The sequence below is a fragment of the Dysgonomonas termitidis genome, from assembly GCF_054657735.1.
Map to the genome: position 1 here is coordinate 2,532,796 of NZ_BAAHYD010000002.1, position 26,946 is coordinate 2,559,741.

Below are 26,946 nucleotides of genomic sequence, written 5' to 3' on the forward strand. Positions count from 1 at the left end.
AGCAAAAGTATAAAATATGGGATATGAAACCCGTATCGGTGTATAGAAAATAATATACTTGCAAATTATTTCCTTAAATACTTTTTTCTGATATTTAAAAAAATTAACTTTGCTGCCGCTAAGGTGATGTAAACAGACATCCGTCTTTTACATAAAAAGGGAATCCGGTTAAATTCCGGAACAGTGCCCGCTACTGTAAGCTCTATTCAGTTAACAGTTAACAGTCATCAGTTAACAATGTTTCTGAAAAAAGTCTTTGAACAAGACCAAATACCACTGATTGAAAGTTATCATGCATCAGTCAACTGTTATCAATTCTTTGTTGACTGTTAACTGCTCACTGTTAACTGAATGTCGGGAAGGCCGTTCAGAGATGGAGTAAGTCAGGAAACCTGCCTAGCATACAATAAATTAAATATTCTCGGGGCCAAGAATATAATTACTAACATTATACTTCGCATTTTAATGAGAAAAAAAGTATTGGTTACAGCCATCCTGTGCTGTATTGTAAGCATGGCATTTGCCCAAATGACCTTAAAGGGAAAAGTCGTGGATGAAAATGAGAACCCTGTTGCGGGTGCCAGTGTATGGATCGAATACACCACACTGGGAACTTCGACGGACGAGAACGGAGAGTTTAGTTTGCAGAGAGTACCCGAAGGAAAACACACTTTAAGAGCATCTGCTCTCGACTACAATGGAGATAAGATTGATGTTGCTTCATCCCGGGGTGATATCTTATTTATCTTAAGGAAATCACCTCTAAAGTTAAATGAAGTAGTAATTACAGGTACAGGTACGCACAACAGACTAAAGAATACCCCTGTAGCAATGGATATGATTACCAAAAAGGAACTGGAGAATATCAATATTCCCACATTCGATAATGCCATGATGGCTGTCAGCCCGTCATTTTCTTTCATGACCACGGCTATGGGTTCTTATATGCAGATGAACGGATTAAGTAATCGTTATATACTTGTATTGGTAGATGGGAAAAAGCTTGCAGGAGATGTGTCGGGTAATACAGACCTGTCGCGGATAAACATGAAGAATGTAAAGCGTATAGAGGTGCTTAAAGGTGCGGCATCGGCATTATACGGATCGGAAGCAATGGGAGGAGTTATTAATATTATTACTGAAAATCCTAAAGAGTCAGTATTTATCACATCCGATACCCGTTATGCCGGATATGGACAATTTTCACAGGCTATAAACGCTGATGTAAATTACAAATGGTTTTCATCTTCAACATCCTTTCAGCGTAACCAGAGCGATGGCTGGCAGTTAAACACGCAGGAGACATCGGGTGATAAGCTGATAGATACAGATAAAATGGCCGTGAATACAAATTATTCTGATGTGGTGAGCCAGAAATTCACTGTGAGGCCGAATAAATCCCTAAGCATATACGCAGAAGGAAGCCTCTATGACAAGAAGCTGAAAAGGCCTGTATCGTCATATGCGTATGATATGAAATATGAAGATTATAATATAAGTGCGGGAGCAAGGTATCTCCTTAAAGATCTGGCTGTAATCACACTGGATTTATATACCGACAATTTTGAATATTACCGTGAATATATCAAGGATGATGGTAATTATAAAAACGGGGATGAATCGAAGGAAAGAAGACAGAAATATTATGACGCTAACCTGAAAGGCATATTCAGCTTAGGTAAATACAATCGCCTTTCGGTAGGAACGCAATATCAGTTGGATTATATTGAAAGTCAGTCGGATACAAAAGATGGTTCGAGAGATGTATATACATATTCGGTATATGCGCAGGATGAGATAAAGCTGCTGGATAGCAGGCTGCAATTCGTGCCCGGCTTCCGCTATGTTTATAATGAAGCATTTGGAAATAGGTTTACGCCGAAGTTGTCGGGAATGTATTCACTCGATCATTTCAATTTCAGGGCGTCTTATTCGGCCGGATTCCGCGCTCCGGATATGAAAGAATTATATACAAGAACCATAACGCGTTCTACACTAAGTCTTGGTAATTCCGGTCTGAAGCCGGAATCATCCAATTATTACTCATTGAATACCGAATATCACAACGATTTTCTGACAGTCTCTGTTACAGGATATATCAATCGGATAAAGAATATTATCCAGACAAGGGATGTTACCGAAACGATAACCCAAGATGAAAAGAATGAAGGGATAAAGAAAAAACAGGAATACACCAATTCATCCAGAGCCCGTGTAAACGGATTCGAAACCTCCGTGAATTCATACCTTGGTGCGGGACTCAGTATAGGGCTGGGTTATAGTTATGTAAATTCCAAGGATTACGATACAGGTAAGCCGTTGGTGCGTTCCAGCAAGCATATCGGTACAGGAAATGTAAACTGGAATAAAAAATGGTGGATTGTAGATTCGAACATAAACTTTAACGGACGGATACAAAGCAGCCGTTATATGGGAGATAAAGATCCCGCGCGCGCATATAATCAATGGAACGTGGCGACCCGCCATCGTTTGAAGAATTTCAACGGTTTTGTTGTAGAACCGGGCTTCGGTATCGAAAATATTTTTGATTTCGTGGACGACAAGCCTTTCGGGGCAAATTACGCTACACTGTCCCCCGGACGGGTCTTTTATGTGAGTTTGTCTCTAAAGTTCAGTAAATAATCTGGATATATGAAAAATATTTTAGCAACTATACTATTATATATTGCAGTATTACCGGTTCTTGCCCACGGAGGCGGAAATTATGAACACTCCGATTTCTTCAAGACGATGAAGCCGGGAGATAAGGCTGCTATTCTGATGGTGCATTTTGGAACTACACATGCCGATACCCGTGAACTGACCATAGATGCACTGAATGATAAAGTGAGGAAAGAATTTCCTGAAGTGGAACTGCGTGAAGCTTATACCTCGCGCATAATTATCAAACGCTTAGGCGAACGGGGTATAAACAAACAGAATCCGTTAGAGGCTTTGAAACAATTACATTCAGATGGATATACTCATATTTTGATACAGGCATCTACGATTATCGACGGAGTGGAAATGGAGTCACTGGACAAGAATGTGGCCGAAATAGAACCCTTATTTAAAGATATACGCGTAGGTAATCCCTTGCTTTATACCCCTGAGGATTATGAAAAGGTGACAGAAATACTGACAGACGATACTGACGGTAAGATAGCTTATGTCTGGGTAGGACACGGAACATACGATGCAACTACGGCTCAATATGCAATGCTTGATTACATGCTGAAAGCCAAGGGTCATAAAAATCATTTTGTAGGTACGATAGAAGGGTATCCCGCTTTCGAAGACATGCTGGCGCAGCTGAAAGCTTCGGGGCTCAAGAAAGTTGTGCTGACTCCTCTTATGTTTGTGGCTGGTGAACATGCAAAAAATGATATTGCCGAAGACTGGAAGAATGATTTGGAAGAAGAAGGATTCACTGTGGAACTACAGTTGAAAGGCTTGGGGGAAAATCCAGCGATACAGGACTTGTATATTTCCCATCTCAAATTTAAAACCGGTCACCGTAAAATCGGGATAATGAAGAAAAAAGCCATCTATGAAGTTACGGGGGAAGTAATGCATTAATAAAAGACAAAAAACAAATGAAAAAATATCTATATATAATCATCGGTACCATGATGATAGGCAATGTATTTGCCCAAAATAAAACTATGACAGACACGATCTTCTCTATTCGGGAAGTAGAAGTTGTGGGTACTAATCTGAAAAAGAACGAAGTAGGCAAACTCAACGTACCTCTCCAATATTTGCCGCTTTCTGTAACTACAGTATTGGCAAATACCCTGGATATGAGAGGTATCGTGAATATGCAGGATGCTGTAAAGTTCTTGCCTAACACCCGTATGCGTACTACCTATGGTGCATATCAGCAATTTGAAGTTCGGGGATTCGACTATACACCGATTATGATAGATGGAGTGAGGGACGAGCGTACTTCTATTACTAATTCTGCTCCCTTACCCGATTTGTCTTCGGTAGAGTCTATCGAATTGCTCAAAGGTCCGGCTTCTGTTCTGTACGGCCATTCTACAGTCGGTGGTGTTCTGAACGTAATCAGAAAAGCACCGACATCAAAGAATACATTGAATGCCCTGATGAGTTATGGGTCATGGGATAATAAGAGGGCTATGATTGATTTTGGAGGAAAATTTTTCGGGCCGTTCAATTACAGGGCTGTCGTTAACTGGTCGGATAACGAAGGTTACAGATATACCAACGACAAACGTTTCTCCGGCTATTTCGCTTTGGGCGGACAATTGGATGCTAAGCAGGAACTGGATATACGGGCCGGTTTTAACCGTGACTGGTATGGAACGGAGATTGGCCTGCCCCAGTTTATGGCGAATGATATTTATAATGCTGATGGTAGTAAATATTTGTCGAAAGGGGATATGCTTCCCGGTCTGAACAGGCGGTGGAGGTACAACAATGAATCTGATTTCATGATAAATAACGGCTCGAATATCTCTGTCCGCTATAGTAATAAGGTATCGGAATCATTGAAGATTGAAAACAGACTGGCCTATAATTACGATAATATAGACTACTTCAGTACCGAAACTTTGACATATCGTGAAAGTGGAGAGGATAAGCCTATATACGATCATCATTATATAAGAAAGAGTAAAGACGGATTACGTGACTCTACAGTCTATATTCAACTTGATACGGTACAGCTCACATATCCATTACGTTTTGCTTATACAGTGCATGTGATAAACGAACAGCTTGAGGCATCGGGGAAAATTGAGTTTGACAACGGTATGAAATATAATTATTTGGGAGGATACAATTTCGTTTATTTTCATCGCAATACTTATCGTGGTTATGGAGGTACAAATCCTCAAACAAACAAGACTTATCAACTTTCTGATTTAATTGACGGGCCCGGCCTGAACTCTAAAGTCCCTGTTTATAATCCTCACAGTATGGGATATATGGACCCTCATTTTAGTGCAGGAACCGCGACACGTAATATTACAAATGGTGTTTATCTTCAGAACTTACTGGAACTCTCGAATCAGTTTAAAGTGATGGTTTCCGGCCGTTTCGATCATTTTTTGTTTAAAACAGCCACAGCCACAATAAATCCAATATCTAAAGAACGGAAATATTCAGATCAACCTGAATTCGACAAAACTACAACTTCCGCTTTTACATACAGGCTTGGCGCGGTTTATTTACCTGCTACAAATCTTTCTGTATATGGATCTTTTGCCAATTTCTTTATGCCGTACCGGGATATAGTAAGTTCTAACATTATCTATATCAATGCCGAAGGTAACAGGTTCGAACCCAAAGACGGAGATCAGGTATTCAAGCCTCAGACGGGATATCAGGGGGAAATCGGTGTACGATATTCTCTCAATAACATCTTACAGGCGACAGCAAGCGCATTCTATATCCGCAAAAACAATGAGAAGAAAACGTTGAAGACAGGAGTGGTCGAAGACGGAGTAACAAAAAGTGTAGTAGGCGTTGTAGGATCATCGGAATCGAAAGGCCTTGAGTTGGAACTGACCCTTACCCCTGTAGATAATACAGCCCTGTCTTTCGGTTATGGTTATACCGATGCTGCAATCCGTGATATAAAGAAGAATGAATACATGGAAGAAGAGGTGCAAAAAGGAATGCGTTTGGCTGGAATCCCCAAAAATACATTTTTTGCGGCGGGAAACTACCGGATATCTAAGGGGGTGTTCAGCAATCTGGGTTTCAATCTGACAGTTTCATACACGGATAATGTATACAGGACAGTCGACAAAGGTGTCGTATATCCCGCATATTGGCTGACCGACCTGGGTGTTTCATATAAGCTGAAAAATGGAATACAGCTAAGGGCGAATGTCAATAATGTATTTGATGAGAAATATTATAATCAGTCATTGGGTACACAGATGGTGCCGAGCATGCCTCGCAACTACCTGTTTACTCTGGCATACAGCCTGTAGAATATGCTGAAAAATATACTATATTCTATTCACAGGATACTGGGGACACTCCTCAGTATCCTGTTCCTCGTTTGGTTCCTGTCCGGATTTGTAATGATATACCATACATTTCCAAAAGCGACCGAGCGGGATAAAAACAAGCATATGTATCCATTGCAGGGAGATATGCCGGCCCTTGATTCCGTACTGGCTAATAATATCCCGAAGGGTGAGGAAATATCCGCACTTTCGCTGAAATCCTATGCCGGAACTTCTTTTTTTGAAGTAAAAACATCCGATAGTATTTACCGGATTCCCGCAAGTCCGGACATGGAATTGAAAACCCCGCCGGATTATCCGGAGATAAAGGCCTATGCCCAACGTTGGTGTCAGGCGGAAATTGTCAGGGTAGATACTTTGCGGGAATTGGAGCAATGGATTCCTTTCGGGCCCTTACGAAAAGATTTTCCTATCTATAAATTCTACTTCGGAGATGAAGGGAAGTCGCAGTTATATGTTTCGTCCGTATCGGGAGACGCCTTGCAGTTTACAGACAAAGACAGCCGCTTCTGGGCATGGCTGGGCGCGATACCCCATTGGGTATATTTTACATCGCTCCGTCAGAATTCGCAGCAATGGATGGATGTTGTCATATGGCTTTCGGGAATAGGTTCCGTTATGTGTATTGCCGGGCTGATACTGGGCATCCGTTCGTATATAAAAGAATATCGCCGGAAGAAAAAGATGAAGAGCCCTTATCGGAAGTTTGCATATAAATGGCATCATATATTGGGCTTCATGTTCGGTATATTTGTTTTTACCTTCGTTTTCAGCGGCATGATGTCTCTGGCCAAAGTGCCCGGATGGATGGTAAAAGTACATGATCCATCGGCTGAGAAAAGGCTGTATTCAAAACAAAAAATAGAGTCCGATACTTATACCTTGGATTACAGGCGTCTTTATGAGAAATATCACGGCCAGATAAAATCCATAGAATGGAGTTCTTTCGGCCAAAAGCCAATATACAAGGCTGTAATAGATGACCGTTTGCATACAATCGATGCTTCCGGTACATCTGTGCTTGCCATGCAGCTGGACGAAGCAGCTATTAAGAGCCGTATCTCATTGCTTCATAAAGAACCGGCGGTTATATCCTTAATGGACGAATACGACAACTATTATGTAGGATTGACAGATCACCTGCCTCTCCCTGTATATAAAGTACAGGTCGAAGATGCCGACAACAGTACATATTACATTAACCCGAAGAATGGGAATACACGTTATTTTAATAATAATACCAAAGTAAGACGCTGGTCTTATCAGGCTTTACATAGTTTTAAATTTAAATTTCTGGCAGAACGCCCTGTCCTTTGGAACATAGTGATGTGGACAACTATGATTGGTGGAACATTGGTTTCCCTGACGGGAGTGTGGTTAGGATTCAGGTATATAAAGAGGAAAATAAAGAGATTAAAAAAGTATATTTGTTCAAAGAAAAAAAACAATACGAATATATGTCAGTAGGAAGAATTATTGTTGCGGGGATAGGCCCGGGTTCGCAGGAGGATATTACTCCTGCCGTACTGGATGCGCTGAAGATATCGGACGTAGTTGTAGGTTATAAATATTATTTCCGGTTTGTAGAAGATATTCTCCGTCCCGGGACGCTTTGTATCGACACGGGAATGAAGAAAGAACGGGAACGGGCAGAAGAAGCTTTCCGCCATGCCGAAGAAGGGCGTACCGTTTGTGTTATCAGTTCGGGCGATTCCGGAATTTACGGAATGGCTCCTCTGGTGTACGAAATGAAAAAGGAAAAGCAAAGCGATATAGCCGTCGATGTCTTGCCGGGTATCAGTGCTTTCCAGAAAGCGGCGGCATTATTAGGGGCACCAGTCGGACACGATTTCTGTATTATTTCCTTATCTGATCTGATGACACCATGGGACAGGATAGAAAAGCGCATTATAGCCGCGGCCTCCGCCGATTTTGTAACGGCAGTTTATAATCCGAGGAGCAATGGCCGTTACTGGCAACTATACAGGTTGATAGAAATTTTTCTCCAGGAACGATCACCCGAAACCCCGGTCGGCTATGTACGTCAGGCGGGACGGGAGGAACAGGAGGTGGTCGTAACCACTTTGGGAGAGCTCGACCCCGAGGAAATAGATATGTTTACCATAATTATTATCGGGAATTCCCAGTCTTATATTTTCGACAATCAGAACATTGTAACACCGAGAGGATATTATCGGGAGTCTAAAACAGATGATGTCGGTATCGGGCAAGATATAATGATCCGCAGTTTCAGAACCATAGAAAGCGAACTGAAAAAGAAGGATATTCCTTTGGATAAGAAATGGGCTTTGCTGCATGCGATACATACGACTGCCGATTTCGATATGGAGAATATACTATATACGGATGAAGGGGCTGTTGAGAAACTCCATAATCAATTTATATCGGGAAAGGTAAAAACGATTGTTACGGATGTGACTATGGTTGCCTCGGGCATCCGCAAAGGAGCATTGGAGCGTCTTGGCGTTGAGGTGAAATGTTATCTGCATGATGAGCGTGTTGCGCAACTGGCAAAAGATAAGGAGATTACCCGCACTCAGGCAGGTATCCGTCTGGCGGCGGAAGAACATCCCGATGCCTTGTATGTGTTTGGTAATGCCCCTACGGCATTGATGGAATTGTGCGAACTCATACGCAAGAAGAAAACGCATCCGGCAGGTATTATCGCTGCTCCGGTCGGCTTCGTAAATGTCAGGGAATCCAAGCATATGACCAAACCCTTTAAAGATGTGCCTAAACTGATCGTTGAAGGACGTAAAGGTGGAAGTAATCTGGCGGCGACACTGGTTAATTCCATTCTTACCTTCGATGATGCGGAGCAATTGAAACCGGGCAGGGATGTTTAACTAGATCCCCTAATCCTCCGGAGGGGGACTTGCAAATAGGGTAATAGATAATACATTAATTAGAAAATATGACGAATGAAATTCTATGTTATAGGTATTGACGATAACCAGTCTCAACATTTCTCTCCTGAAATAACAGATGTGATTAACTCGCATACTGTTTTTTCGGGTGGAATACGCCATCACGAAATAGTGAGGCCTTTCCTTCCGGAAGATTATTCGTGGATAGAGATAACTGTTCCCCTGAACAAGATTTTCGGGCAATACCGGACTTATGATGAAATCGTGGTGTTTGCTTCGGGAGATCCTCTTTTTTATGGTTTTGCCAACACCATTCGGCGGGAGTTACCGGAGGCTGAAATACTGTTGTATCCATACTTCAATTCCTTGCAATTACTGGCTCACCGCCTGTTGATGCCATATCACGATATGCATATCGTTTCGCTTACCGGACGCCCGTGGCTTCGTTTCGATGAGGCGTTAATCTGCGGATATAATAAGATAGGGGTGCTTACCGACAATAAGGAACATACACCTGCGGCTATCGCCGAACGAATGCTGTATTATGGGTATGATAATTACAAGATGTATATAGGTGAATTGTTGGGGAATAAAGAAAAGGAGAATGTAACTGCATTGGAATTATCCGATGTTACGGGAAAAACATTCTCGTTTCCCAATAATCTTATTTTGCAAAAGACATATGAACGTCCACGTCCTTTCGGCATCCCTGAAAGCGAGTTCGATTTGCTGAATGGCAGGGCTAAGATGATAACAAAAATGCCGGTGCGCCTGCTTTCTTTAAGTTTACTGGATTTGAGAAACAAGTCGGTATTCTGGGATATCGGTTTCTGTACAGGTTCGGTATCTATTGAAGCAAAGATGCAGTTTCCTCATTTAGGGGTTTTCTCTTTCGAAAAACGGGAAGAAGGACAAGAACTTATGGAAAATAACTCCCGGAAATTCGGTACGCCGGGCATAAATACCATCATAGGTGATTTTGTGGAAACGGATATTTCTGACTTTCCCCGTCCCGATGCTGTTTTTATCGGCGGGCATGGCGGACGCATGAAGGATATAATGTCGAAAGTATTTTCGGTATTAGTCCCGGGAGGAACAATAGTATTCAATTCTGTATCAGCCGAAAGCAAAGAAATGTTTCTGGCAGCGGCAAAGGATAATGATTTGGTAATAAAGGAAAGCATCACTGTTGCTGTGGATGATTTTAATGCTATTGAAGTGATGAAAGCACAAGCTCCCTAAATTGGCTCCGCCGAACGTTGTTTCCCCAAGGGGGACTTACAGAGAGGGTATATGAAATTAAAAATTAAGAATGAAATTAATAATTGCGCAAGCATCTTGTAACTTGTAACTGCCCATAGGGCGAAGTAACTCGTAACTGAAAACATATGAAATACGCTATAATACTAACATCTGAAACTAGCCTTCCTTTAGCTGAAACCATCAGGAAAGAATTAGGTGAAACTAATATATACACAAAAGCCGGCTTAAAAGGAACGGATCGGATTTCTTCTATAAACGACTGTGTAAAAGACTTATTCGGCCAATCGGAGGCAATCATATTTATAGGGGCTATGGGTATTTGCGTCCGTAGCATCGCCCCTTATATCAAAGACAAGCATACCGACCCTGCCATTGTAAATGTGGACAGTACCGGGCGCTATGCGGTGTCCGTGCTTTCGGGACATGTGGGAGGTGCTAACGAACTGACAAAGAGGATCGCCAATATTACAGGCGCGGAAGCGGTTATCACTACCCAAAGCGATAATACTAACCTTTGGGCGCTGGATACAATCGGTGAAAAATATAATTGGGTAACGACTTCCAACGCAGATAATTTCAATGAACCGCTTACGGCTTATGTAAACAGAAAGCCCACCGCGCTATTGCTCGATATTGTGGACGAAGGAACTGAATTTATGGAGCGTACAGTTGCCGGGCATGTGAAGATATATTACAAGTATGAAGACATTGATTTACAGGAATATGAGATGTTGATAACAGTTTCTCCATACCTTTATCCTGATGCGGGCATACCTGTTATCAGCTATCATCCGAAAGTATTGCATCTGGGTATCGGATGCCGCAAAGACTGTAATCCTGAGGGTATAAACGGATATATTGCCGGTACTCTGTTGCAAAAGCATATTGCTATTGCTTCCATAAGCAGTATTTCGACTATAGATATTAAAAAGGATGAGCCTCTGCTTCGTGAGTTACAATCGTATCTCGGAGATATTCCGGTACATATATATAACGCGGAGGAACTGAAAGACATTGAAGTACCTAATCCATCGGATAAGGTGAAAGAAGTAACAACAGTTGCCGGAGTTTCCGAGTCCACAGCCATTAAAAGTTCTGACGGAGGACCTCTTATATTGGAAAAACAGAAAGGAGTATTGAGTCAGGGCAATGATTTTACTTTTGCTATTGCCGTCGGACGTATGGCAGTCCGGCAAGGACATATCGAGATAGTAGGCGCGGGGCCGGGCGACCCGGATTTGATTTCGGTGAAAGGCCGTTATTTTCTGGAAGCTGCCGATCTGATTTTATATGCAGGAAGCCTTGTTCCGGTGGAGCTTACTTATTGTGCAAAACAAGGAGCGGTTGTGCGTAGTTCCGCTTCGATGGATCTGGAAGAGCAATTTGATTTGATGAAAGAGTTTTACGACAAGGGCAAACTGGTAGTACGTTTGCACACGGGTGACCCGTGTATTTACGGGGCTATTCAGGAGCAGATGGCTTTTTTCGATAAATATAATATGTCTTATCATATCACTCCGGGCATATCGTCATTTCTGGCTGCTGCAGCTGCTTTGGAATCACAGTTTACGATACCCGAAAAGGTGCAGACTATCATACTGACAAGAGGGGAGGGGAGGACTCCGATGCCCGAAAAAGAAAAGCTTCATTTACTGGCGCGCTCACAAAGCACGATGTGTATCTTCCTGAGTGCAACTGTCGTGGAGCAGGTACAAAAGGAACTGATGGAACATTACCCGCCCGAAACCCCGGTAGCAGCCTGTTATAAGCTCACATGGAAAGATGAAAAAATATACCGTGGGCAACTAAAGGATTTGGTTAAGATTGTCAAAGAAAATAACCTGACACTGACTACCATGATTGTAGTAGGTGACGCGATCGGAAACAGGGAAGGATTGTCGAAATTATATTCTCACCAGTTCAAACATCTGTTCAGAGGATAATATTCCCATCTTCGTCTATGAGCATAATTATCAGCTTTCCGTTTGGCAAAAGCGGAACGCATGTATCATAACATTGTTTGATAAGAAGTGTAAAAAAAACTTCCTCTTGGGTAATAATAATATCCCATAACTGCCGGGCTAGAGTCATTTCCTGTATCGCTGCAATTGTTCTTTCGGAGCAATTACTTTCGTAAGCCAATCCGGTAAGGAACTCTTTGTTCATCACCGTTTTTTTACTGTGTGTATCCAGTGAGCCTTCGGCAAGTTTCACGGCCTTCCCGAGCATAATACCCAGCGTCAGGCTTTTGAAACCAAGGTCAGACGCTATCTTTATCGTTTCGCCGATGAAATTCCCGTAATGGATAAATGCCTGTGCAGGCAGATCAGGATATCTTTGTTTCACGAAACGTTCGCTCTTTGCTCCCGAGTTAATCACTACCCGCTCGCATCCCAGGGCTTTGGCTACCTGCATTTCGCGGCGGATGGAGTTGATGAATGCTTCCGAAGAAAAGGGTTTCACTATTCCCGAAGTGCCGATAATAGATATTCCGCCTGTAATACCCAGTTTGGGATTGAATGTTTTTAGTGCAATTTCTTCTCCGTTGGTAACGGAAATAGTGACATCTACACCTGTCTTTAAATTCCCGTCCGGTAATTTGTCCTGATTATGGCGCAAGACTTTGAAGATTTCCCGCTTTATCATCATACGGGGCGTCTTGTTGATGGCCGGTTCACCAATTTCTATATCCAGTCCGGGAAGTGTTACTGTACCCACGCCTTTTCCCTGTAAAAAACGGACGCCTTTATGAGTATCGCAGAGTTGTACCGTAGATACTATTTCGCATCCGTTGGTAATGTCCGGGTCATCTCCGGAGTCTTTTATGACTGAACAACTGACTGTATTTTCTGAAAACCGTGTGGTAGCAACAGGAATGCGTATCCATTCGCCGTTTGGCAGTGTCAGGCCGATTTCTTCCTGTATCTCATTGGTGAGCAGGGTTGTGAGTGCCGCTTTAGCAGCAGCAGTGGCACATGTTCCTGTAGTATATCCTGTCCTTAAATCGAAGAACCCGGGTGCATATTTTTCAATTTCTTTGCGTAGTCCGTTTTCGCCATAAACGGAAATGAAAGAAGGGGATAGAGGGGGCCGTTTGAGGACTAAAAAGGGTATATTCAGTTTGCGGGCGGCATCTGCTTTTTCGTTAAATCCACCGGAGTCGCCACTTTCTTTTGTTATAATCGCCTGTGGCTTTATTCTTTCGAATAAGGGAGTTTCATCCTCTCCCTGTCTGTAATATAATATTTTGTCATATGGAAAATTGTTTGCCTGTGCAATAGTGCGGGATTCTTCCCTGTCCAGAATTCTGAACCAGCAGTTGTGCCGTTTCCAGTACGGTTTAAGTTTTGCTATCGTATTTACTCCTGTCAGCGCAAGCAGGTTATCTATCTTATTATTTTCGAGATAATGGATTGCATCGTTGTAAGAATCGAACCAGAGCAAATCGTCCGTATGTTCCGGATAACTGCGTTCATACCTGACTACGGGTATTTCCAATTTTGCGGACGCGGAAGCTATATTCCCGTGCAGGTTCCCGGCAAAGGGATGCGCTGCGTCTATAATAAGCTTAATGTTATTCTCCTTACAGCATGTAATCATAGACTCTTCATCGAGGCCTCCGGAGAGAAGAATAGCATACACACTCTCCACTTTCTGCAAATCGCCTTTCGTGGAATAATAATATGGTTTGGCCGCTCCATCGCACACCGATAGGGCTTTGCGTCCTTCTGTTGTTCCTCCGAATATAAGTATCATAGCCGATGTATATTGTCCAGTAATTCTTCAATGCTGGAAATTAATAAGTCCGGTTGCTCCGGCATACAAATTTTTATCCCGTTATCTGTAATATCAATGTAAGAATCGGTGTTAAACTGCCGCGAAGCCAGTATTCCATTCCGTTGCAGCGCTTTTCTGACCATTGTATATTTTTGTCCGTGCCCAAGTAGTTTTATCTGTCTGTCGGATTCATTTTCTATTCTAAACAGTCCGGTGTCCTGGTCGAAAATAATCCCTTTTCTGGCAAAGAAACTACTCAGGCTGCCATCCAGGGACAGATCTTCGGGTGTCCCTATCTTTATTCCGCTCTGCTTGTCCATCAGCCATATTTTATCAGCTATCTGGAGCGCCAGTTCCAAATCGTGAGTGGAAAGAAAAATAGTTTTATTCGTCTTGCGGGATAGTTGGTGCAGCAATTGCATGATTTCTACTTTGCTCGGGAAATCGAGAAAAGCAGTAGGCTCATCCAGAAGGATTATCGGTGTTTCCTGCGCCAGCGCTTTCGCGATCATCACTTTCTGCCGTTCCCCGTCACTTAGTGTATGAACCATCCTGTGCGCCAGATTTTCTATTTTCACCATCGCGATGGCCTTATCTACGATCTCTTTATCTTCTTTATTCAGTTTTCCCCAGAATCCTGTATATGGGCTGCGTCCCAAGCCGATAAGTTCGCGGGCGCTCATGTTTTTTATATCAAATTTTTCGGTCAGGACTACACTGGCGAGGGTAGCAAATTCCTTTTCGCTATATTCTTTTATTTCCTTTCCGCGTATATAGATACTGCCCGACAATTTGGGCTGGAAAGCCGAAAGTGTCCGCAGCAAGGTAGACTTGCCTATCCCGTTGGCTCCGAGCAAGCAGGTAAGTTCCCCGCTGAAAATGGATGAAGTTATACTTTCGGCGACAGTGATGATATTCTTTTTTGAAGAATATCCTATCGAAAGATGCTGTATATCGATTGTCTTTTGTTTCATCTTCCTATTCCGTTATCTCATTCTTACGTTTTCCGAATAATACCGATATAACTATCGGCGCACCTATGAGTGCCGTCACCGAGTTGATAGGTAATGCCCCTTCAAATCCCGGCATGCGTGCTATAAGGTTGCACAGCAGGGCAAGGGATGCCCCTGTGAGTGTGACGGCAGGCATCAGTATCCGGTGGTCGGATGAGACAAATATTGTACGGCACAGATGAGGTACGGCCAGTCCCAGAAAGACGATAGGTCCGCAATAAGCTGTGATAATAGCCGTGATAACGCACGAACAGCAAATCACGTACAGGCGGGCACGTTTTATATTCAGCCCTAAATTACGGGCATAGCCATCGCCGAGCAGCATAAGGTTCAGGGTCTTGATAAGCAGGAATGAAAGCGGGATAAGTACGGCCATTATAAAGACGAAAGTATAGACCTGATTACCCGATACTTTCGCGAAACTGCCCAGTCCCCATATTACATATGCCCTGACATCTTCATCGTTGCTGAAAAATTTAAGGACGCCGATAATGGCGGTCGCTATATAGCCTATCATGACTCCGATAATAAGGAGTATGACATTTCCCCTTACCCGTTGCGAAATGGCTATTATGATTGCCATCACAGTCATTGCCCCGGCAATAGCCGCCACAGATACAGCCACTTCCCCGAAAAAGCCTAAAGTACTCAACGCCGTTCCTGCAATGCTTCCCGACAGAAGGATAATGAAAGCTACACCGAGGCTTGCGCCCGAACTGATACCCAGTTCGGAGGGACCGGCCAGGGGATTACGGAATACGGTCTGCATCTGCAACCCGCTTATAGATAAACCTGCTCCCGCAACCAAGGCTGTCAGTGTCTGGGGAAAACGGGATTTCCAGATTATATTCTGCCATATCAGCGGTTCATCTCCTGTTCCGGATAATATGTTCCAGATAGAGCCTACGGGTATGGAGATAGTTCCCAATACAAGATTGAGTATGAAAAACAGCAGGATAGATGCAAAAATAAGTGCGAGTAAAACTATATGATGTTTCATTATTTCAATAGTTCATAATATACAGGTGTGTGTTCCGGTAACAGCTCGGGGTGGAATATCTTTATCAGGTCGGCCAGTACGACTTCCGGCTCTACAGGCGTATTTTCATAGAAGGGTTTTTCCCTGAGATTGCAATAGATAAGTTTTTTATCTTTGTATGCTTTGAAATCTGTGTAACGTGCGTCGCTTTGTTTCAGCGCTTCATAGCCGAACGTTCCGTTGTGGCTGTTTACCATACGCCAGTATTCGGCATTCGCGCCCTGAGAATATACAGTTTCGAAATCCACATAAAATCCGCCCGATTCGTCATCGTTTTTCATAAAATAGGATGCTCCCGCATCGCGGAAGAGTTGCGCCAGATAGCTGTTCCCTCCTACGACATACCAATTGCCCGAATGCAGTTCCCCGCTAAGCACTGCCGGCTTATGCGCCACTGGTCCGGCCAATGATTTCAGTTTATTATATTTTTTTTCTATTTCATCGAATTGTTTACCTGCCTGTTCTTCCATTCCCAATAAAAGCCCTGTAAATTTTATCCATTCGGCCTGTCCCAGAGGAGACGATTCTTTATATCCTAAAAAGCTGATCAGAGGAATATCCAGATTGCGGATAGCATCATAACCTCCGCGCTTGAAGGGCGAAACAAGGATAATGTCGGGATCGATAGCCATAACCACTTCGTTGTCAAACTCCCCTTCGATACCGATTTTGCTTGTTTTCCCGGTTTTCAATTGTTCATTTAGCTGAGGATTAAACAGGAAACGGGTACTGGTTATCCCCGCTATTTTGTCTACAGCGTCTAATTTGATAAAATTGGAAATTTGCAGGGTGGTCATACACACCACGCTTTTTACGGGGACTTCTATAATCTGGTATCCGGCAGGTATGCCCGTTTTATCTTCCCCTCTTTTCAATAAAGCATATTGATACTTGGTATCGCTTTCGCCGGAAGGATCATGTATATCCACCAGTTTGTAATTTCCATGTTCGGATACGGTAAAGCCTTTTGCATATTTGATATTTAATGTATCATGCATGCTGGAAATATTGTTGCTGTCTTTCTTATTCGGGTTACATGCTATGAAGCAGCCAAAAGCAAGCAGGATTATTGAACGGGCAAGGAATTTCATATTTGTTTATTTGCGGATTATTATTAGTGAAAAGTAAGGGAATTTACGATTGAGTATTTCTTCCCTGTTCTGAGTATAGACTTCTTTGCCGGAGATTCCTGCATTTTCAAAATAGTGGAAAGTGATGTCCTGAATATTTTCTAATGCTTCCTTTATTACTTGTTCGCACTGGGAAGCTTTCATCAGTACAACGGTTTTGCCGGTTTTGATCTTTTCTTCCAGACCATCTGCTGATGTTATGATACCCGGAATAACTTCGAGTTCTTCCTCTTGTTTCACAATATGAATGTTGGCCAGAGTGCCACAGGCTATAAACGCAGGTACGCCCGCGATGCGGCTGACCGGTATATTCTCCTGTGTAAGATATTCGCTTATGTAATAGATGGTAGAGTAGAATCCGGCATCACCTTCGGCTGTAACAGCTATTTTATGTCCGGATTTATACCTGTCCGATATTTCTTCCGCCACAGCCTTGTAGCTCTCAATGGCCAGAGAACGGTCTTTGTTCATAGGTACATTGAATGTGTTCAGCTTTGATTCGCCGATGCTCAATTGCAATAGGACATCTTTTGCCCGTGAGGAGCTTTTTCCTCCGGGAAGGGCGGTTGACGGACAAAATATCAAATCTGCTTCTTGCAGTGTTTTCAAACCTTTCAAGGTTATCAGTTCCGGGTCTCCGGGACCGAGGGATACGAACGTAACAGGATCAAACATCTTTAAGATTCATTTTATAAGAGTTAGAATCAGATGCCTTTAGTATAGGACTAAAATAGACGAACAGGTATGTGTGTTGTCTGTAAATAGTATTTAAGCCTAAACCTCGAGCTTTCAACTAATAATGTTCCGGCAGGTTTTCTGACTTACTCCATTTTTGAACGGCCTTCCCATTTTCAGTAAACAGTTAGCAGTAAACAGTTAACAAAAATTATTAACTGATAGCTGATGACTGATGACTGTCAATCAGTGGTTTGAGTATTGTTCAAAAACTTTTTTCAGAAACATTGTTAACTGATGACTGTTAACTGTTAACTGAATAGAGCTTACAGCAGCGGGTCTGTTCAGGATTTGCACCTGATTCCCTTTTAATTACTCGTCCGGCACGCGGATTTGTAACACCAGAACTTAGTGCAAAGATATGGAATTAAATTTATAATGATTTATATAATGTATGTGAAATAACTTTATCTATATATTTAGCTTCTAGCTCATAGCTCTTTGAAAGAATGAATCAGCCCCCTCAATCCCCCACCTTAGCTTTGAGGAGAGAAACCTTGGCTTTGAGGAGAGAAAATAATTGATAAAAGTGTAACTTTTGTAACTTTTTAACAGTTACAAGTTACTTCGCCCTAGGGCAGTTACAAGTTACGAGTAAACAAGATACAAGATACGAGTTGTTAACTGATGACTGCTAACTGTTAACTGAAAAGTTGTCAGGTTTGTAAAGTTTTATATCTATATGAAAATATGTAAAGTTTGTCAGATTTTTGGAAGATAGTTACCAAAGGACAAAATACGGGTTGTTCACTGTTTGTTGTAATAAATCAGGGTATATCTGCGCTTTTTGAGTGTAATCAACTTTTTACTGCGGAGGGCGCAAAGATTTACGTAAAGGGTACAGGGAAAAAATGTAAAATGTGTCAGGTTTGTCAAGTTTTTTAGAAAATAAGTTGCTGGTTGATGCACCTTGTGTGTGGTTAGGGATAACGAAAAAAAGATTTGCTAATTGAATTGGAGCGTCGACACATTTGTTGTATGTATTGCAAAAAACAAATATCTTTGAACCTATAAAATATAATTTAACTATATGAATAAATCAATTATGGCATTATTACTCGGCGCATCAGTCGTTTCGTGTGGCGGTAAATTTTCCGCAAAAATAGAAGACACGGAGAAAGATGCCCCCCTGATCGGCAAAGCCACCGTAAAAGTAGAAAACGGTATCATGACCCCCGAAGTCCTTTACAGCTTCGGACGCGTATCCGACGTACAAGTTTCGCCTGATAAATCAAAAGTACTCTATGGAGTCACTTATGTGAGCATCGAGCAGAATAAGACCAACCGGGAGTTATTCACCATGAATATTGATGGCTCGGACAAAAAGCAGATAACCCAAACTGCCAAAAGCGAAAACAATGCTGTATGGGTGAAAGGTGGTGCCAAGATCGCATTCCTAAGTAGCGAAAGCGGCTCTTCGCAAATTTGGGAAATGAATCCTGATGGCAGTGAACGAGTGCAGATAAGCGACATAGAAGGCGGTGTCAACGGATTTTCTTATTCGCCTGATGAGAAGAAAATCCTGTACATTAAAAATATAAAGTACGGAGAACGTACTGCCGATAAATACCCCGATCTGCCTAAAGCATCGGGCCGCATCATAGATGATTTGATGTATAAACACTGGTCGGAATGGGTGGAGGAAATCCCCCACAGCTTCATAGCCGGTTATGACGGTACAAAAATGACAGACGGTATAGATATTTTAGGCGATGAACCTTACGAATGCCCTATGCTCCCGTTCGGCGGAATAGAGCAACTCGCCTGGAGTCCCGACGGTAAATCCATTGCATACACCTGCCGGAAGAAAAAAGGGATGGAATATGCCTTGTCTACCAACTCCGATATATACCTGTATAATATAGATACAAAAGAGACGAAAAATCTTACAGAAGGTATGATGGGATATGACATCAATCCTGTTTTCTCTCCTGATGGCAAATATATTGCATGGCAAAGTATGGAGCGTGACGGATACGAATCGGACAAAAACCGGATGTTTGTAATGAATCTGACCACTAACGATAAAATTTATGTAACCGAAAAGTTTGATTATAACACCGATTATCTGGCCTGGAACGATAATGAGAGTATTTATTTCGTTTCATGTGTAGAGGCTAAGACGCATCTGTTCAAGGCCTTTGTGCATACCAAGGAAATAAATCAGATAACAAAGGGTGATTACGATTATGAATCATTCGGCATAGCCGGAGATAAACTTATCGCAATACGCCATTCGTTATCGGCGCCAAATGAAATATATTCTGTAAATACAACTAACGGGGAAGCCACCGAATTGAGCTTTGAAAATAAAGAAATACTCGGGCAGTTAAAAATGGGTAAAGTGGAAGAGCGTTGGATTGCTACTACTGACGGGAAGAAAATGCTGACATGGATCGTCTATCCGCCAAACTTCGACCCAAATAAAAAATATCCGGCTCTTTTATACTGCCAGGGTGGTCCTCAAAGTACTGTGAGCCAGTTTTGGTCGTACCGTTGGAATTTGCAGATGATGGCTGCAAACGGGTATATTGTCGTTGCCCCTAATCGCAGAGGTCTTCCGGGTTTTGGTCAGGAATGGCTGGAACAGATCAGCAAAGATTACGGCGGACAGAATATGAAAGATTATCTTTCGGCTATAGATGCTATGGCTAAGGAGCCTTTTGTAAATGCGGATAAACTTGGTTGTACAGGCGCAAGTTATGGCGGATTTTCCGTTTATTGGTTGGCCGGAAACCACAACAAGCGCTTCAAAGCATTTCTTGCTCATGCCGGTATCTTCAATGTAGAGGCGCAATACCTCGAAACAGAAGAGATGTGGTTCGCCAACTGGGATCTGGGCGGCTCTTTCTGGGACAGGAGTAATTCTATCGCACAGCGTTCGTATGCTAACTCTCCTCACAAATTTGTGGAGAAATGGGATACTCCGATAATGATTTCGCATGGAGAACTGGATTACCGCATCCTCGCCTCGCAGGGCATGATGGCATTCAATGCCGCTAAGCTGAGGGGGATTCCGGCACGTATGCTTATTTATCCGAATGAAAACCATTGGATTGCCCAGCCTCAAAACGGGATACTATTCCAACGGGAGTTTTTCCGCTGGTTCGATACTTATCTGAAGTAAAAATATTGAGGGCTATTATATAAAGAAGCTTATCAGATGACTTGTCTGATAAGCTTTTGTTTTGAATAGCTTCAGTCTCCGGGTATAATATAAAGGATATAGATGTATAAATTCTCTTTATTTGGTTTCTGTATTAAATAAAATCTATATTATTTTTATAATATATCTTATTATTTATATGTTATATCTCTTGTTTTGCTAAATTTGCAGGATAAACTTACACTAAGGATAGAGACAAAAAATGGATGTAATCAGAGTGTGATTGGCCGGTTTTCGAGCCAATAAGGATATCTTTTATCGAAAATCCGAATAAAATGGATACCATACTTCCTAAATGTTATACCATATTTCCACTAGATGAAAATTGTAAGGAATGATGTTATATATTTGCACCCGATATTGAGGAGAGACAAGACTGAGATGGAAGACAAGGCGAAAATGTACGGAGAAAAAAAATCTCTGTCAGAGGACAAGGAAAATTCTGTATATTCTTTTGGGTATGATTTTAATATTTGTGTGGGGGAAAATGCTCTTCCGGTTACATATACCCAGACGTATCTTCCTGTCGGAATCTTGGGGCTTTGTATAGAAGGCTCTGCGATAATAGATGTATATATGCAGGAGCATCGTTTGTTGAAAGGTGAGTTAATGGTAATTCTTCCCGGACAAATCATTTCGCTGAAAAGCAAAAGCGCTGATTTTTCTATCAACTATTTTACGGTGTCGCATCTATTAATAAATGATGTCCTTAGCGGAGTAGCGCGTCTTTCACCTCTATTCTTTATCCATATGAGAAGAAAGTATCACTACAAGCTGTCGAAAGATGAAGTGTGCCGGTTTTCCGGATATTACGATCTCGTATATAGTTGGGTGAAGTCGGCCGATAATCTGTTCCAGAGGGAATATATAGTCAACCTGTTGAGGCTTTTCTATCTTGATCTTTATAATAATTATAGGAGCAATCTATTATCTAAAAATGCCATAAGGGATCTTGATAGCCGGAAAGAAAAGCTTGCATACGATTTCTTTCTCCTGATAATGCAATATTTCAGAGAAAACAGAGAGATTGCTTTTTATGCCGAAAAGCTCCATATTACACCTAAATACCTGACATCGGTAGTAAAGGATGTTAGTGGCCGGTCAGCAAAAGATTGGATTGTAGAATATAGTATAATGGAGATAAAGTCGCTATTGAAGAATCCGGCATTGAATATACAGGAGATAACCGTAAAGACTAATTTTTCTAATCAAACTTCTTTAAGTAGGTTTTTTAAGAAGCATACGGGGCTGTCTCCTACACAATACCGGATGGATAAATAAGAATGAACAAAAAAATATATATGTAGTTTTGTAAAGTTTGTGTTAAGGTTGGGTCCTGTGAGTCGAGAGATTCGCGGGACTCATTATTTTCAACTAAAAATTATTCTTATGAAACAGAAAGGCACATGCTCACGCATATGCCATCCCAACCTTAAGACAAATTAAAAAAACTACACAGAGTAGATAAATCTTATCTATATCGAATTATTCTTTTACACATCGTACCGAACTTCCTTTACCCCTGTTGTCCGTTGCGTCTACCTGGACATAATAAGATTTGAAAAACAGCCGGTATATTGTACTGTAGAAGGCTGTGGCAGACCAGTTATACCCTTCCAGCCCCACCATTGTCAAATTTCCGGTAGTTGGTTCGCGATATCCGGCAGCCGGATAATATCCAGCCGTAGCCCATTCTTCTCCTTTGCCTTTATCGAAGGCAGGTCCACCACCGCCTAAGCCGTTCCAGGCAGAATTACTGCCAGATCCGCTCCGAGGTACACGCCATCCTTTAGGGCACGGGTCATAGGTGCCTTTTGTATCGTCGGTATTATTCCACAAATGGTTATTGGTTGTACCGGAATTACTATACCAGTCCTGATTACCTTCGGTGCTAAAATAGAATGTATGCGGATTGATAATCGAATTAGGCATATTGAGATTATTATTCACTTTGCTCTTCTCAATAGAGACATTTGCCCCGGTCAGATTATAAAGTGTTATCTCTATATTATCGTCTACGGCCGAAGATCCTGGGAACGGATCTTTTCTTCCCCATTGGTAAAGTAATCCCAACGCACCGATATTACCCGGTATCGTATTTATCGCACCCAGGTTACGGTCCATAAATGTAGCATTGTTAAATACTTTTTCTCCGGCAAGGACTTCAGGATCATAATTGGTGATCCATATATGCCAGCTCCAACGTATCACATTATTTATTTTCACGGCCACAAGTGCGTTCCCCTGCAGGCTATTGTTATTGGTTGTAATTCTCAGCATCGAAGCTGTCCCTTTGTCTCCCGAAGCAAGGGTCACTTCTTTAATTAAATCCTTTTTATCTTCCCATAACAATTCGACACTAACAGTTCCTTGCAATCCTACCTCATTCAGGTTCAATAGTTGATTCCACACCGCATATGCCTTTATTACAGGGATATCTATCGTTTTGTTGTAGCCCACAATGAATGAGTTGGATAATTTCAGTGCCGCAGGATCTGTCATGCTGGATGGTGCATTCGGTTCTACAGGGACACTGCCTGGATTATCTCTTGTGGGAATAGAGTCAGAAGCTGTTCTCAGTATATCCCACTTTTCCCCGTCCCATAAATATAACCCCGGAACAAAGGGTGTTGTTTTAGTCATATTATATACTAATAGACCTATATTTTTTGATTTTTCGCTATCATATCCGGACTCTGCAGGATTGACAAATGGTTCTAAGGTTCTCAGGTTCACTAATGCCACTCGAGGTAAGATAAAGCCTCCTGTTTTACATGTTACATTATTCGCATCAGGTTCCTGTTCTTTCAGTTGTAATAATCCTGCCTTGGCAGGGGCTGTTCCCAGGCCAATTGTAACCTGTGCATGAAGTCCAAATGAGTGAAGAGCGAGCGTAACAAACCCTAACAAAGTGAATCTTATTGTTCTTGTGTAAGTGTTCATATGTAGATAAAATTATTTTTGTTTGTATCTTGATATGTAGTTCTTTCATATAGTAACATTCCTAAGGATGGGTTAAACTCTTAAAATACAAATCTTTATGTGTATAGTAACTAAGCGGCATAGTTGTATTTTTTGTGATTTCATATTAAAATTTCCGCAAAATTAGAGAAATATTTCATAATTAAAAATAAATATAATGAAATAATTCTACATTAACCATTTTTTACTTTATCTTTATTCTATACACACCAAAATTAACTTTTTTGATATTTCAATAATTAAAGTTATTTTTGTTAGAAATCTTACAGACTATATTGCAGACTATATCTCAACGGATATAGTTATAATACATTATTGATTACACTCAATGAACGAAAACTTAACTCAAAAGGACAGAATTATACAGTTTATAGACAAACAGGGGATTAGTAAAAATAAATTTTATAATCAGACGGGCGTCTCTAACGGTACTCTGGACAAGAAAAGCGGTGTCACAGGTGACACAATAGCTAAGATATATACTGCATATCCTGAAATAAATCTCGAATGGCTTATTTCAGGTGAAGGGGAGATGATAAAATCGTCAATATTCTGGTTGTATGACAATCTGGAGTCGGTACGGGAACAATATGCCGCAGTAATGAACATAGACCCGTCTACTGTCTCAGATAAGAATCTGCTCAAAGCCGAGTCTCCTTTGGAATTTATACCGATATTTTCCCATAAGGGATCACACAAATGTCAGGGGTATTTGTCCATACCCAATCTAAGTTCATGCGATGGTGCAGGATTTGTAAAATCCGACAGTATGTATCCACTGATTAAACCAGGCGATATCGTATGTTATAAAACAGCAAATCACACAAATGATATAAATTGGGGCGAAATGTATATCATATATCTCATTATCGATGGAGAAGAATTTCTCACCATTAAATATTTGAAGAAATCTGAGATAGCTGATGACTATGTCTGCCTTAGCGGATACAATCAAAAATATCATCCGAAAGATGTGCCGATACAAAGTATACGATGGAAAGCTATTGTTAAGGCCTGTATCAATTACAACACAATGATATAAGAAAAATAGGCAGTGCTTACGTTATTATATATAAAAAAGGATATCTGAAAAATCACTCAGGTATCCCTTTTTTATATCGTCTATAAAATTTTAGAGTTAACTATTGAAGTGGTACAGGAATATGACTGTTTCTTCCAATGCATTTTTCGGACAGTCTTTTATCTCTAAAACAACCTTTAATTCAGCTTTGGCTATTCCTCTCAGATTAACAAGGGATGCCAATGTAACCCGTAAGCGAACTTCATTATCGACAATGACAGCCTGGTTGAATTTCAATTTTTCGATACCATAATTTATCAGCATCTTTATGTTGTTCACCTCTATTATCTGATCCCAAAGATAAGGCAGAATAGATACCATCAGATACCCGTGTGCAATAGTGCTTTTGAAAGGACTCTCTGTCTTCGCTCTTTCTTCATCTACATGGATCCATTGGTAATCGAGTGTAGCTTCCGCAAATTTATTAATACGGTCCTGAGATATTTTCAGCCAGTCGGAAGTCCCCAATTCTTTCCCTACGTACTGTTCAAAATCAGCGTAGGAATTAATAATAATTTTAGCCATAAAAAGTTAATTAACAAATACTGTATAAAAATATCTATATTATATGATATTACCAAATAAACATAATAAGTATTGTGAAATTAACCATATTTTAATCGATTAAAACTCCGTTTTACTACAACCTATTTCAGATGATTTTTTTAACCTAAGCTCTATATACGTACTCAGCTTTCAATGAACGCTTTAATATTCGAGAACAGGAGGATATAGATAAGCTTTTAATAAATGTGGGATATGTAAAGCGGATTCAATATTATTCATAAAAGTTTGGCGGTGCATTCAAAACAGCATATCTTTGTTGAACGATTATTCAATTATATGATATGAATACAGAAGAACTTATATTGAAAAAAACATTCGGACTTTTACTGCTAAAGGGTTTCGATGCTACTTCCATTACCGATATTCAGGCTGCGACCGGTTTATCGCGAGGGCTTCTTTATCATTATTTCAAAAACAAGGAAGAACTGTTTATACAGGTAACCGAGAAATTTTTTGTTCAGATATTTGATTTTGATATCCGCAAGACCAAGGATTATACAGTCACTGAATTTATTCGTTTTATGTGCGATCGATTTAGCAAGATTAATAAAACGATATCAGATATCATAGAAGAAACCGGAAGTATAAAAGATATTTCGGTGCTTAATTATCATTTTCTGTTCTATCAGGTAATGCAACGGGATGCCATCTTCAGGAATAATTACAGGGTAACCACTGAAAAAGAGCGCACAGGATGGGAATTTGCTCTGGGTAATAGTATAGAGAGAAGTGAGATACGGCAAAACGTAGATATTAACATTTCAGCGAATCAGTTATTTACACTCACGGATGGTGTCTGGTTTCAGGGTATTTTTTCGCCGGACGGACAAGGTATTATACGGAATCTGGAAAATGCATTGCTCCATTATGTCGCATTATTAAAATAAGGAATATATATTTTTTGCACCTGTATTGAACATCTGTTCAATATATACTGCAATACTTTTAAAATAAAATTATCATGAGTTGGGTTTATTTATTATTGGCTAGCGCTTTCGAAGTAGGTTTCACATTTTGCATATCAAAAGCAAAAATCGTATCCGCGCCGCAATCCACATACTGGTATCTTGCATTTGGCGTATGTCTGATATTGGGAATGGGCTTGTTGGTGAAAGCCACCCAGACGATCCCGATGGGGACTGCATATGCCATATTTACAGGTATAGGCGCAGCCGGAACTGTGCTTTTGGGGATAATTGTGTTTAAAGAGCCTGCCAATATGATGCGGATATTTTTCATCGTCACATTGATAGCATCGGTAGTCGGGTTGAAGGCGGTATCACATTGATAATATGGATAT

19 protein-coding genes and 2 riboswitches are annotated in these 26,946 nt (G+C 41.2%); of the genes, 12 read left to right on the forward strand and 7 right to left on the reverse strand.

Annotated elements, in window-relative coordinates; all coding sequences use genetic code 11:
- The first annotated feature begins 104 nt into the window (after positions 1–104).
- Positions 105–414: riboswitch (cobalamin riboswitch) on the forward strand.
- Between the two features lie 51 nt (positions 415–465).
- The 7 genes from ACYQ3L_RS14720 to cobM all read left to right on the forward strand — a co-directional run bounded on the left by ACYQ3L_RS14720 (position 466) and on the right by cobM (position 12,099).
- Positions 466–2,643, forward strand: a complete 2,178-nt coding sequence (locus ACYQ3L_RS14720; protein WP_380001701.1) for a TonB-dependent receptor — start codon at positions 466–468, stop codon at positions 2,641–2,643.
- A 9-nt stretch (positions 2,644–2,652) separates the two neighbouring features.
- Positions 2,653–3,579 carry a sirohydrochlorin cobaltochelatase gene (locus ACYQ3L_RS14725; protein ID WP_380001699.1) on the forward strand — a complete coding sequence of 309 codons (927 nt, stop codon included), beginning with the start codon at positions 2,653–2,655 and terminating at the stop codon, positions 3,577–3,579.
- Between the two features lie 17 nt (positions 3,580–3,596).
- The gene (locus tag ACYQ3L_RS14730) at positions 3,597–5,966 is read left to right on the forward strand and encodes a TonB-dependent receptor (protein ID WP_380001697.1); all 2,370 of its coding nucleotides are present in this window, start codon (positions 3,597–3,599) and stop codon (positions 5,964–5,966) included.
- Positions 5,967–5,969: 3 nt separating this feature from the next.
- Entirely contained in the window at positions 5,970–7,472 is a 1,503-nt protein-coding gene (locus ACYQ3L_RS14735) for a PepSY domain-containing protein (protein WP_380001695.1), read from the forward strand.
- Entirely contained in the window at positions 7,463–8,872 is a 1,410-nt protein-coding gene (gene cobJ / locus ACYQ3L_RS14740) for a precorrin-3B C(17)-methyltransferase (RefSeq protein ID WP_296938455.1), read from the forward strand. The genes ACYQ3L_RS14735 and cobJ overlap by 10 nt, the downstream gene beginning before the upstream one ends.
- A gap of 75 nt (positions 8,873–8,947) precedes the next feature.
- Entirely contained in the window at positions 8,948–10,135 is a 1,188-nt protein-coding gene (gene cbiE, locus ACYQ3L_RS14745) for a precorrin-6y C5,15-methyltransferase (decarboxylating) subunit CbiE (RefSeq protein WP_380001693.1), read from the forward strand.
- A gap of 146 nt (positions 10,136–10,281) precedes the next feature.
- On the forward strand, positions 10,282–12,099 hold the full coding sequence (gene cobM / locus ACYQ3L_RS14750; RefSeq protein ID WP_380001691.1) for a precorrin-4 C(11)-methyltransferase: 1,818 nt from the start codon (positions 10,282–10,284) through the stop codon (positions 12,097–12,099).
- Here the strand turns inward: cobM and cbiD are convergent.
- Genes cbiD through ACYQ3L_RS14775 form a run of 5 tightly spaced genes read right to left on the reverse strand, consistent with a single transcriptional unit; the run spans position 12,089 to position 17,790 of the window.
- Positions 12,089–13,912, reverse strand: a complete 1,824-nt coding sequence (gene cbiD, locus ACYQ3L_RS14755; protein WP_380001689.1) for a cobalt-precorrin-5B (C(1))-methyltransferase CbiD — start codon at positions 13,910–13,912, stop codon at positions 12,089–12,091. The two genes, cobM and cbiD, sit on opposite strands and share 11 nt — an antisense overlap.
- Entirely contained in the window at positions 13,909–14,907 is a 999-nt protein-coding gene (locus ACYQ3L_RS14760) for an ABC transporter ATP-binding protein (protein WP_380001687.1), read from the reverse strand. The genes cbiD and ACYQ3L_RS14760 overlap by 4 nt, the downstream gene beginning before the upstream one ends.
- A gap of 4 nt (positions 14,908–14,911) precedes the next feature.
- Positions 14,912–15,946, reverse strand: a complete 1,035-nt coding sequence (locus tag ACYQ3L_RS14765; RefSeq protein ID WP_380001685.1) for an iron chelate uptake ABC transporter family permease subunit — start codon at positions 15,944–15,946, stop codon at positions 14,912–14,914.
- The gene (locus tag ACYQ3L_RS14770) at positions 15,946–17,076 is read right to left on the reverse strand and encodes an ABC transporter substrate-binding protein (protein WP_380001683.1); all 1,131 of its coding nucleotides are present in this window, start codon (positions 17,074–17,076) and stop codon (positions 15,946–15,948) included. Before ACYQ3L_RS14770 ends, ACYQ3L_RS14765 begins: the two co-directional genes overlap by 1 nt.
- 6 nt (positions 17,077–17,082) lie before the next feature.
- Positions 17,083–17,790 (reverse strand): precorrin-2 C(20)-methyltransferase, encoded by a 708-nt coding sequence (locus ACYQ3L_RS14775; RefSeq protein WP_380001681.1) that lies wholly within the window; start codon positions 17,788–17,790, stop codon positions 17,083–17,085.
- A gap of 114 nt (positions 17,791–17,904) precedes the next feature.
- A riboswitch (cobalamin riboswitch) is annotated at positions 17,905–18,211 on the reverse strand.
- A gap of 669 nt (positions 18,212–18,880) precedes the next feature.
- Here ACYQ3L_RS14775 and dpp5 point away from each other — a divergent pair.
- Both dpp5 and ACYQ3L_RS14785 read left to right on the forward strand, forming a co-directional pair.
- Positions 18,881–20,977 carry a dipeptidyl-peptidase Dpp5 gene (gene dpp5, locus ACYQ3L_RS14780; RefSeq protein WP_380001679.1) on the forward strand — a complete coding sequence of 699 codons (2,097 nt, stop codon included), beginning with the start codon at positions 18,881–18,883 and terminating at the stop codon, positions 20,975–20,977.
- A 357-nt stretch (positions 20,978–21,334) separates the two neighbouring features.
- Positions 21,335–22,297 (forward strand): AraC family transcriptional regulator, encoded by a 963-nt coding sequence (locus ACYQ3L_RS14785; RefSeq protein WP_380001677.1) that lies wholly within the window; start codon positions 21,335–21,337, stop codon positions 22,295–22,297.
- Positions 22,298–22,501: 204 nt separating this feature from the next.
- On the opposite strand, the gene ACYQ3L_RS14790 is transcribed toward ACYQ3L_RS14785, so the two are convergent.
- The gene (locus ACYQ3L_RS14790) at positions 22,502–23,959 is read right to left on the reverse strand and encodes a fibrobacter succinogenes major paralogous domain-containing protein (RefSeq protein WP_380001675.1); all 1,458 of its coding nucleotides are present in this window, start codon (positions 23,957–23,959) and stop codon (positions 22,502–22,504) included.
- A gap of 367 nt (positions 23,960–24,326) precedes the next feature.
- Here ACYQ3L_RS14790 and ACYQ3L_RS14795 point away from each other — a divergent pair, with 367 nt between their 5' ends.
- Positions 24,327–25,040 carry a S24 family peptidase gene (locus ACYQ3L_RS14795; RefSeq protein WP_380001673.1) on the forward strand — a complete coding sequence of 238 codons (714 nt, stop codon included), beginning with the start codon at positions 24,327–24,329 and terminating at the stop codon, positions 25,038–25,040.
- Between the two features lie 96 nt (positions 25,041–25,136).
- Here ACYQ3L_RS14795 and ACYQ3L_RS14800 read toward each other — a convergent pair whose 3' ends face one another.
- Complete coding sequence (locus tag ACYQ3L_RS14800) at positions 25,137–25,604, reverse strand: MaoC family dehydratase (protein WP_380001671.1); 468 nt, start codon at positions 25,602–25,604, stop codon at positions 25,137–25,139.
- A 323-nt stretch (positions 25,605–25,927) separates the two neighbouring features.
- On the opposite strand from ACYQ3L_RS14800, the gene ACYQ3L_RS14805 reads away from it, so the two are divergent.
- On the forward strand, positions 25,928–26,533 hold the full coding sequence (locus tag ACYQ3L_RS14805) for a TetR/AcrR family transcriptional regulator (protein WP_380001669.1): 606 nt from the start codon (positions 25,928–25,930) through the stop codon (positions 26,531–26,533).
- Positions 26,534–26,607: 74 nt separating this feature from the next.
- Positions 26,608–26,934 (forward strand): DMT family transporter, encoded by a 327-nt coding sequence (locus ACYQ3L_RS14810; protein WP_380001667.1) that lies wholly within the window; start codon positions 26,608–26,610, stop codon positions 26,932–26,934.
- Positions 26,935–26,946 lie beyond the last annotated feature (12 nt).

What these genes read in the sequence shown, in the direction of transcription:
- ACYQ3L_RS14725 (WP_380001699.1), top strand. Translation starts at nt 2,653, where the DNA reads ATGAAAAATATTTTAGCAACTATACTATTATATATTGCAGTATTACCG.
- cobM (WP_380001691.1), top strand. Translation starts at nt 10,282, where the DNA reads ATGAAATACGCTATAATACTAACATCTGAAACTAGCCTTCCTTTAGCT.
- ACYQ3L_RS14800 (WP_380001671.1), bottom strand. Translation starts at nt 25,604, where the DNA reads ATGGCTAAAATTATTATTAATTCCTACGCTGATTTTGAACAGTACGTA.
- ACYQ3L_RS14775 (WP_380001681.1), bottom strand. Translation starts at nt 17,790, where the DNA reads ATGTTTGATCCTGTTACGTTCGTATCCCTCGGTCCCGGAGACCCGGAA.
- dpp5 (WP_380001679.1), top strand. Translation starts at nt 18,881, where the DNA reads ATGAATAAATCAATTATGGCATTATTACTCGGCGCATCAGTCGTTTCG.
- cbiD (WP_380001689.1), bottom strand. Translation starts at nt 13,912, where the DNA reads ATGATACTTATATTCGGAGGAACAACAGAAGGACGCAAAGCCCTATCG.
- ACYQ3L_RS14790 (WP_380001675.1), bottom strand. Translation starts at nt 23,959, where the DNA reads ATGAACACTTACACAAGAACAATAAGATTCACTTTGTTAGGGTTTGTT.
- ACYQ3L_RS14770 (WP_380001683.1), bottom strand. Translation starts at nt 17,076, where the DNA reads ATGAAATTCCTTGCCCGTTCAATAATCCTGCTTGCTTTTGGCTGCTTC.
- ACYQ3L_RS14735 (WP_380001695.1), top strand. Translation starts at nt 5,970, where the DNA reads ATGCTGAAAAATATACTATATTCTATTCACAGGATACTGGGGACACTC.
- ACYQ3L_RS14730 (WP_380001697.1), top strand. Translation starts at nt 3,597, where the DNA reads ATGAAAAAATATCTATATATAATCATCGGTACCATGATGATAGGCAAT.
- cobJ (WP_296938455.1), top strand. Translation starts at nt 7,463, where the DNA reads ATGTCAGTAGGAAGAATTATTGTTGCGGGGATAGGCCCGGGTTCGCAG.
- ACYQ3L_RS14795 (WP_380001673.1), top strand. Translation starts at nt 24,327, where the DNA reads ATGAACGAAAACTTAACTCAAAAGGACAGAATTATACAGTTTATAGAC.
- ACYQ3L_RS14765 (WP_380001685.1), bottom strand. Translation starts at nt 15,946, where the DNA reads ATGAAACATCATATAGTTTTACTCGCACTTATTTTTGCATCTATCCTG.
- ACYQ3L_RS14720 (WP_380001701.1), top strand. Translation starts at nt 466, where the DNA reads ATGAGAAAAAAAGTATTGGTTACAGCCATCCTGTGCTGTATTGTAAGC.
- cbiE (WP_380001693.1), top strand. Translation starts at nt 8,948, where the DNA reads ATGAAATTCTATGTTATAGGTATTGACGATAACCAGTCTCAACATTTC.
- ACYQ3L_RS14805 (WP_380001669.1), top strand. Translation starts at nt 25,928, where the DNA reads ATGAATACAGAAGAACTTATATTGAAAAAAACATTCGGACTTTTACTG.
- ACYQ3L_RS14785 (WP_380001677.1), top strand. Translation starts at nt 21,335, where the DNA reads ATGAAAATTGTAAGGAATGATGTTATATATTTGCACCCGATATTGAGG.
- ACYQ3L_RS14760 (WP_380001687.1), bottom strand. Translation starts at nt 14,907, where the DNA reads ATGAAACAAAAGACAATCGATATACAGCATCTTTCGATAGGATATTCT.
- ACYQ3L_RS14810 (WP_380001667.1), top strand. Translation starts at nt 26,608, where the DNA reads ATGAGTTGGGTTTATTTATTATTGGCTAGCGCTTTCGAAGTAGGTTTC.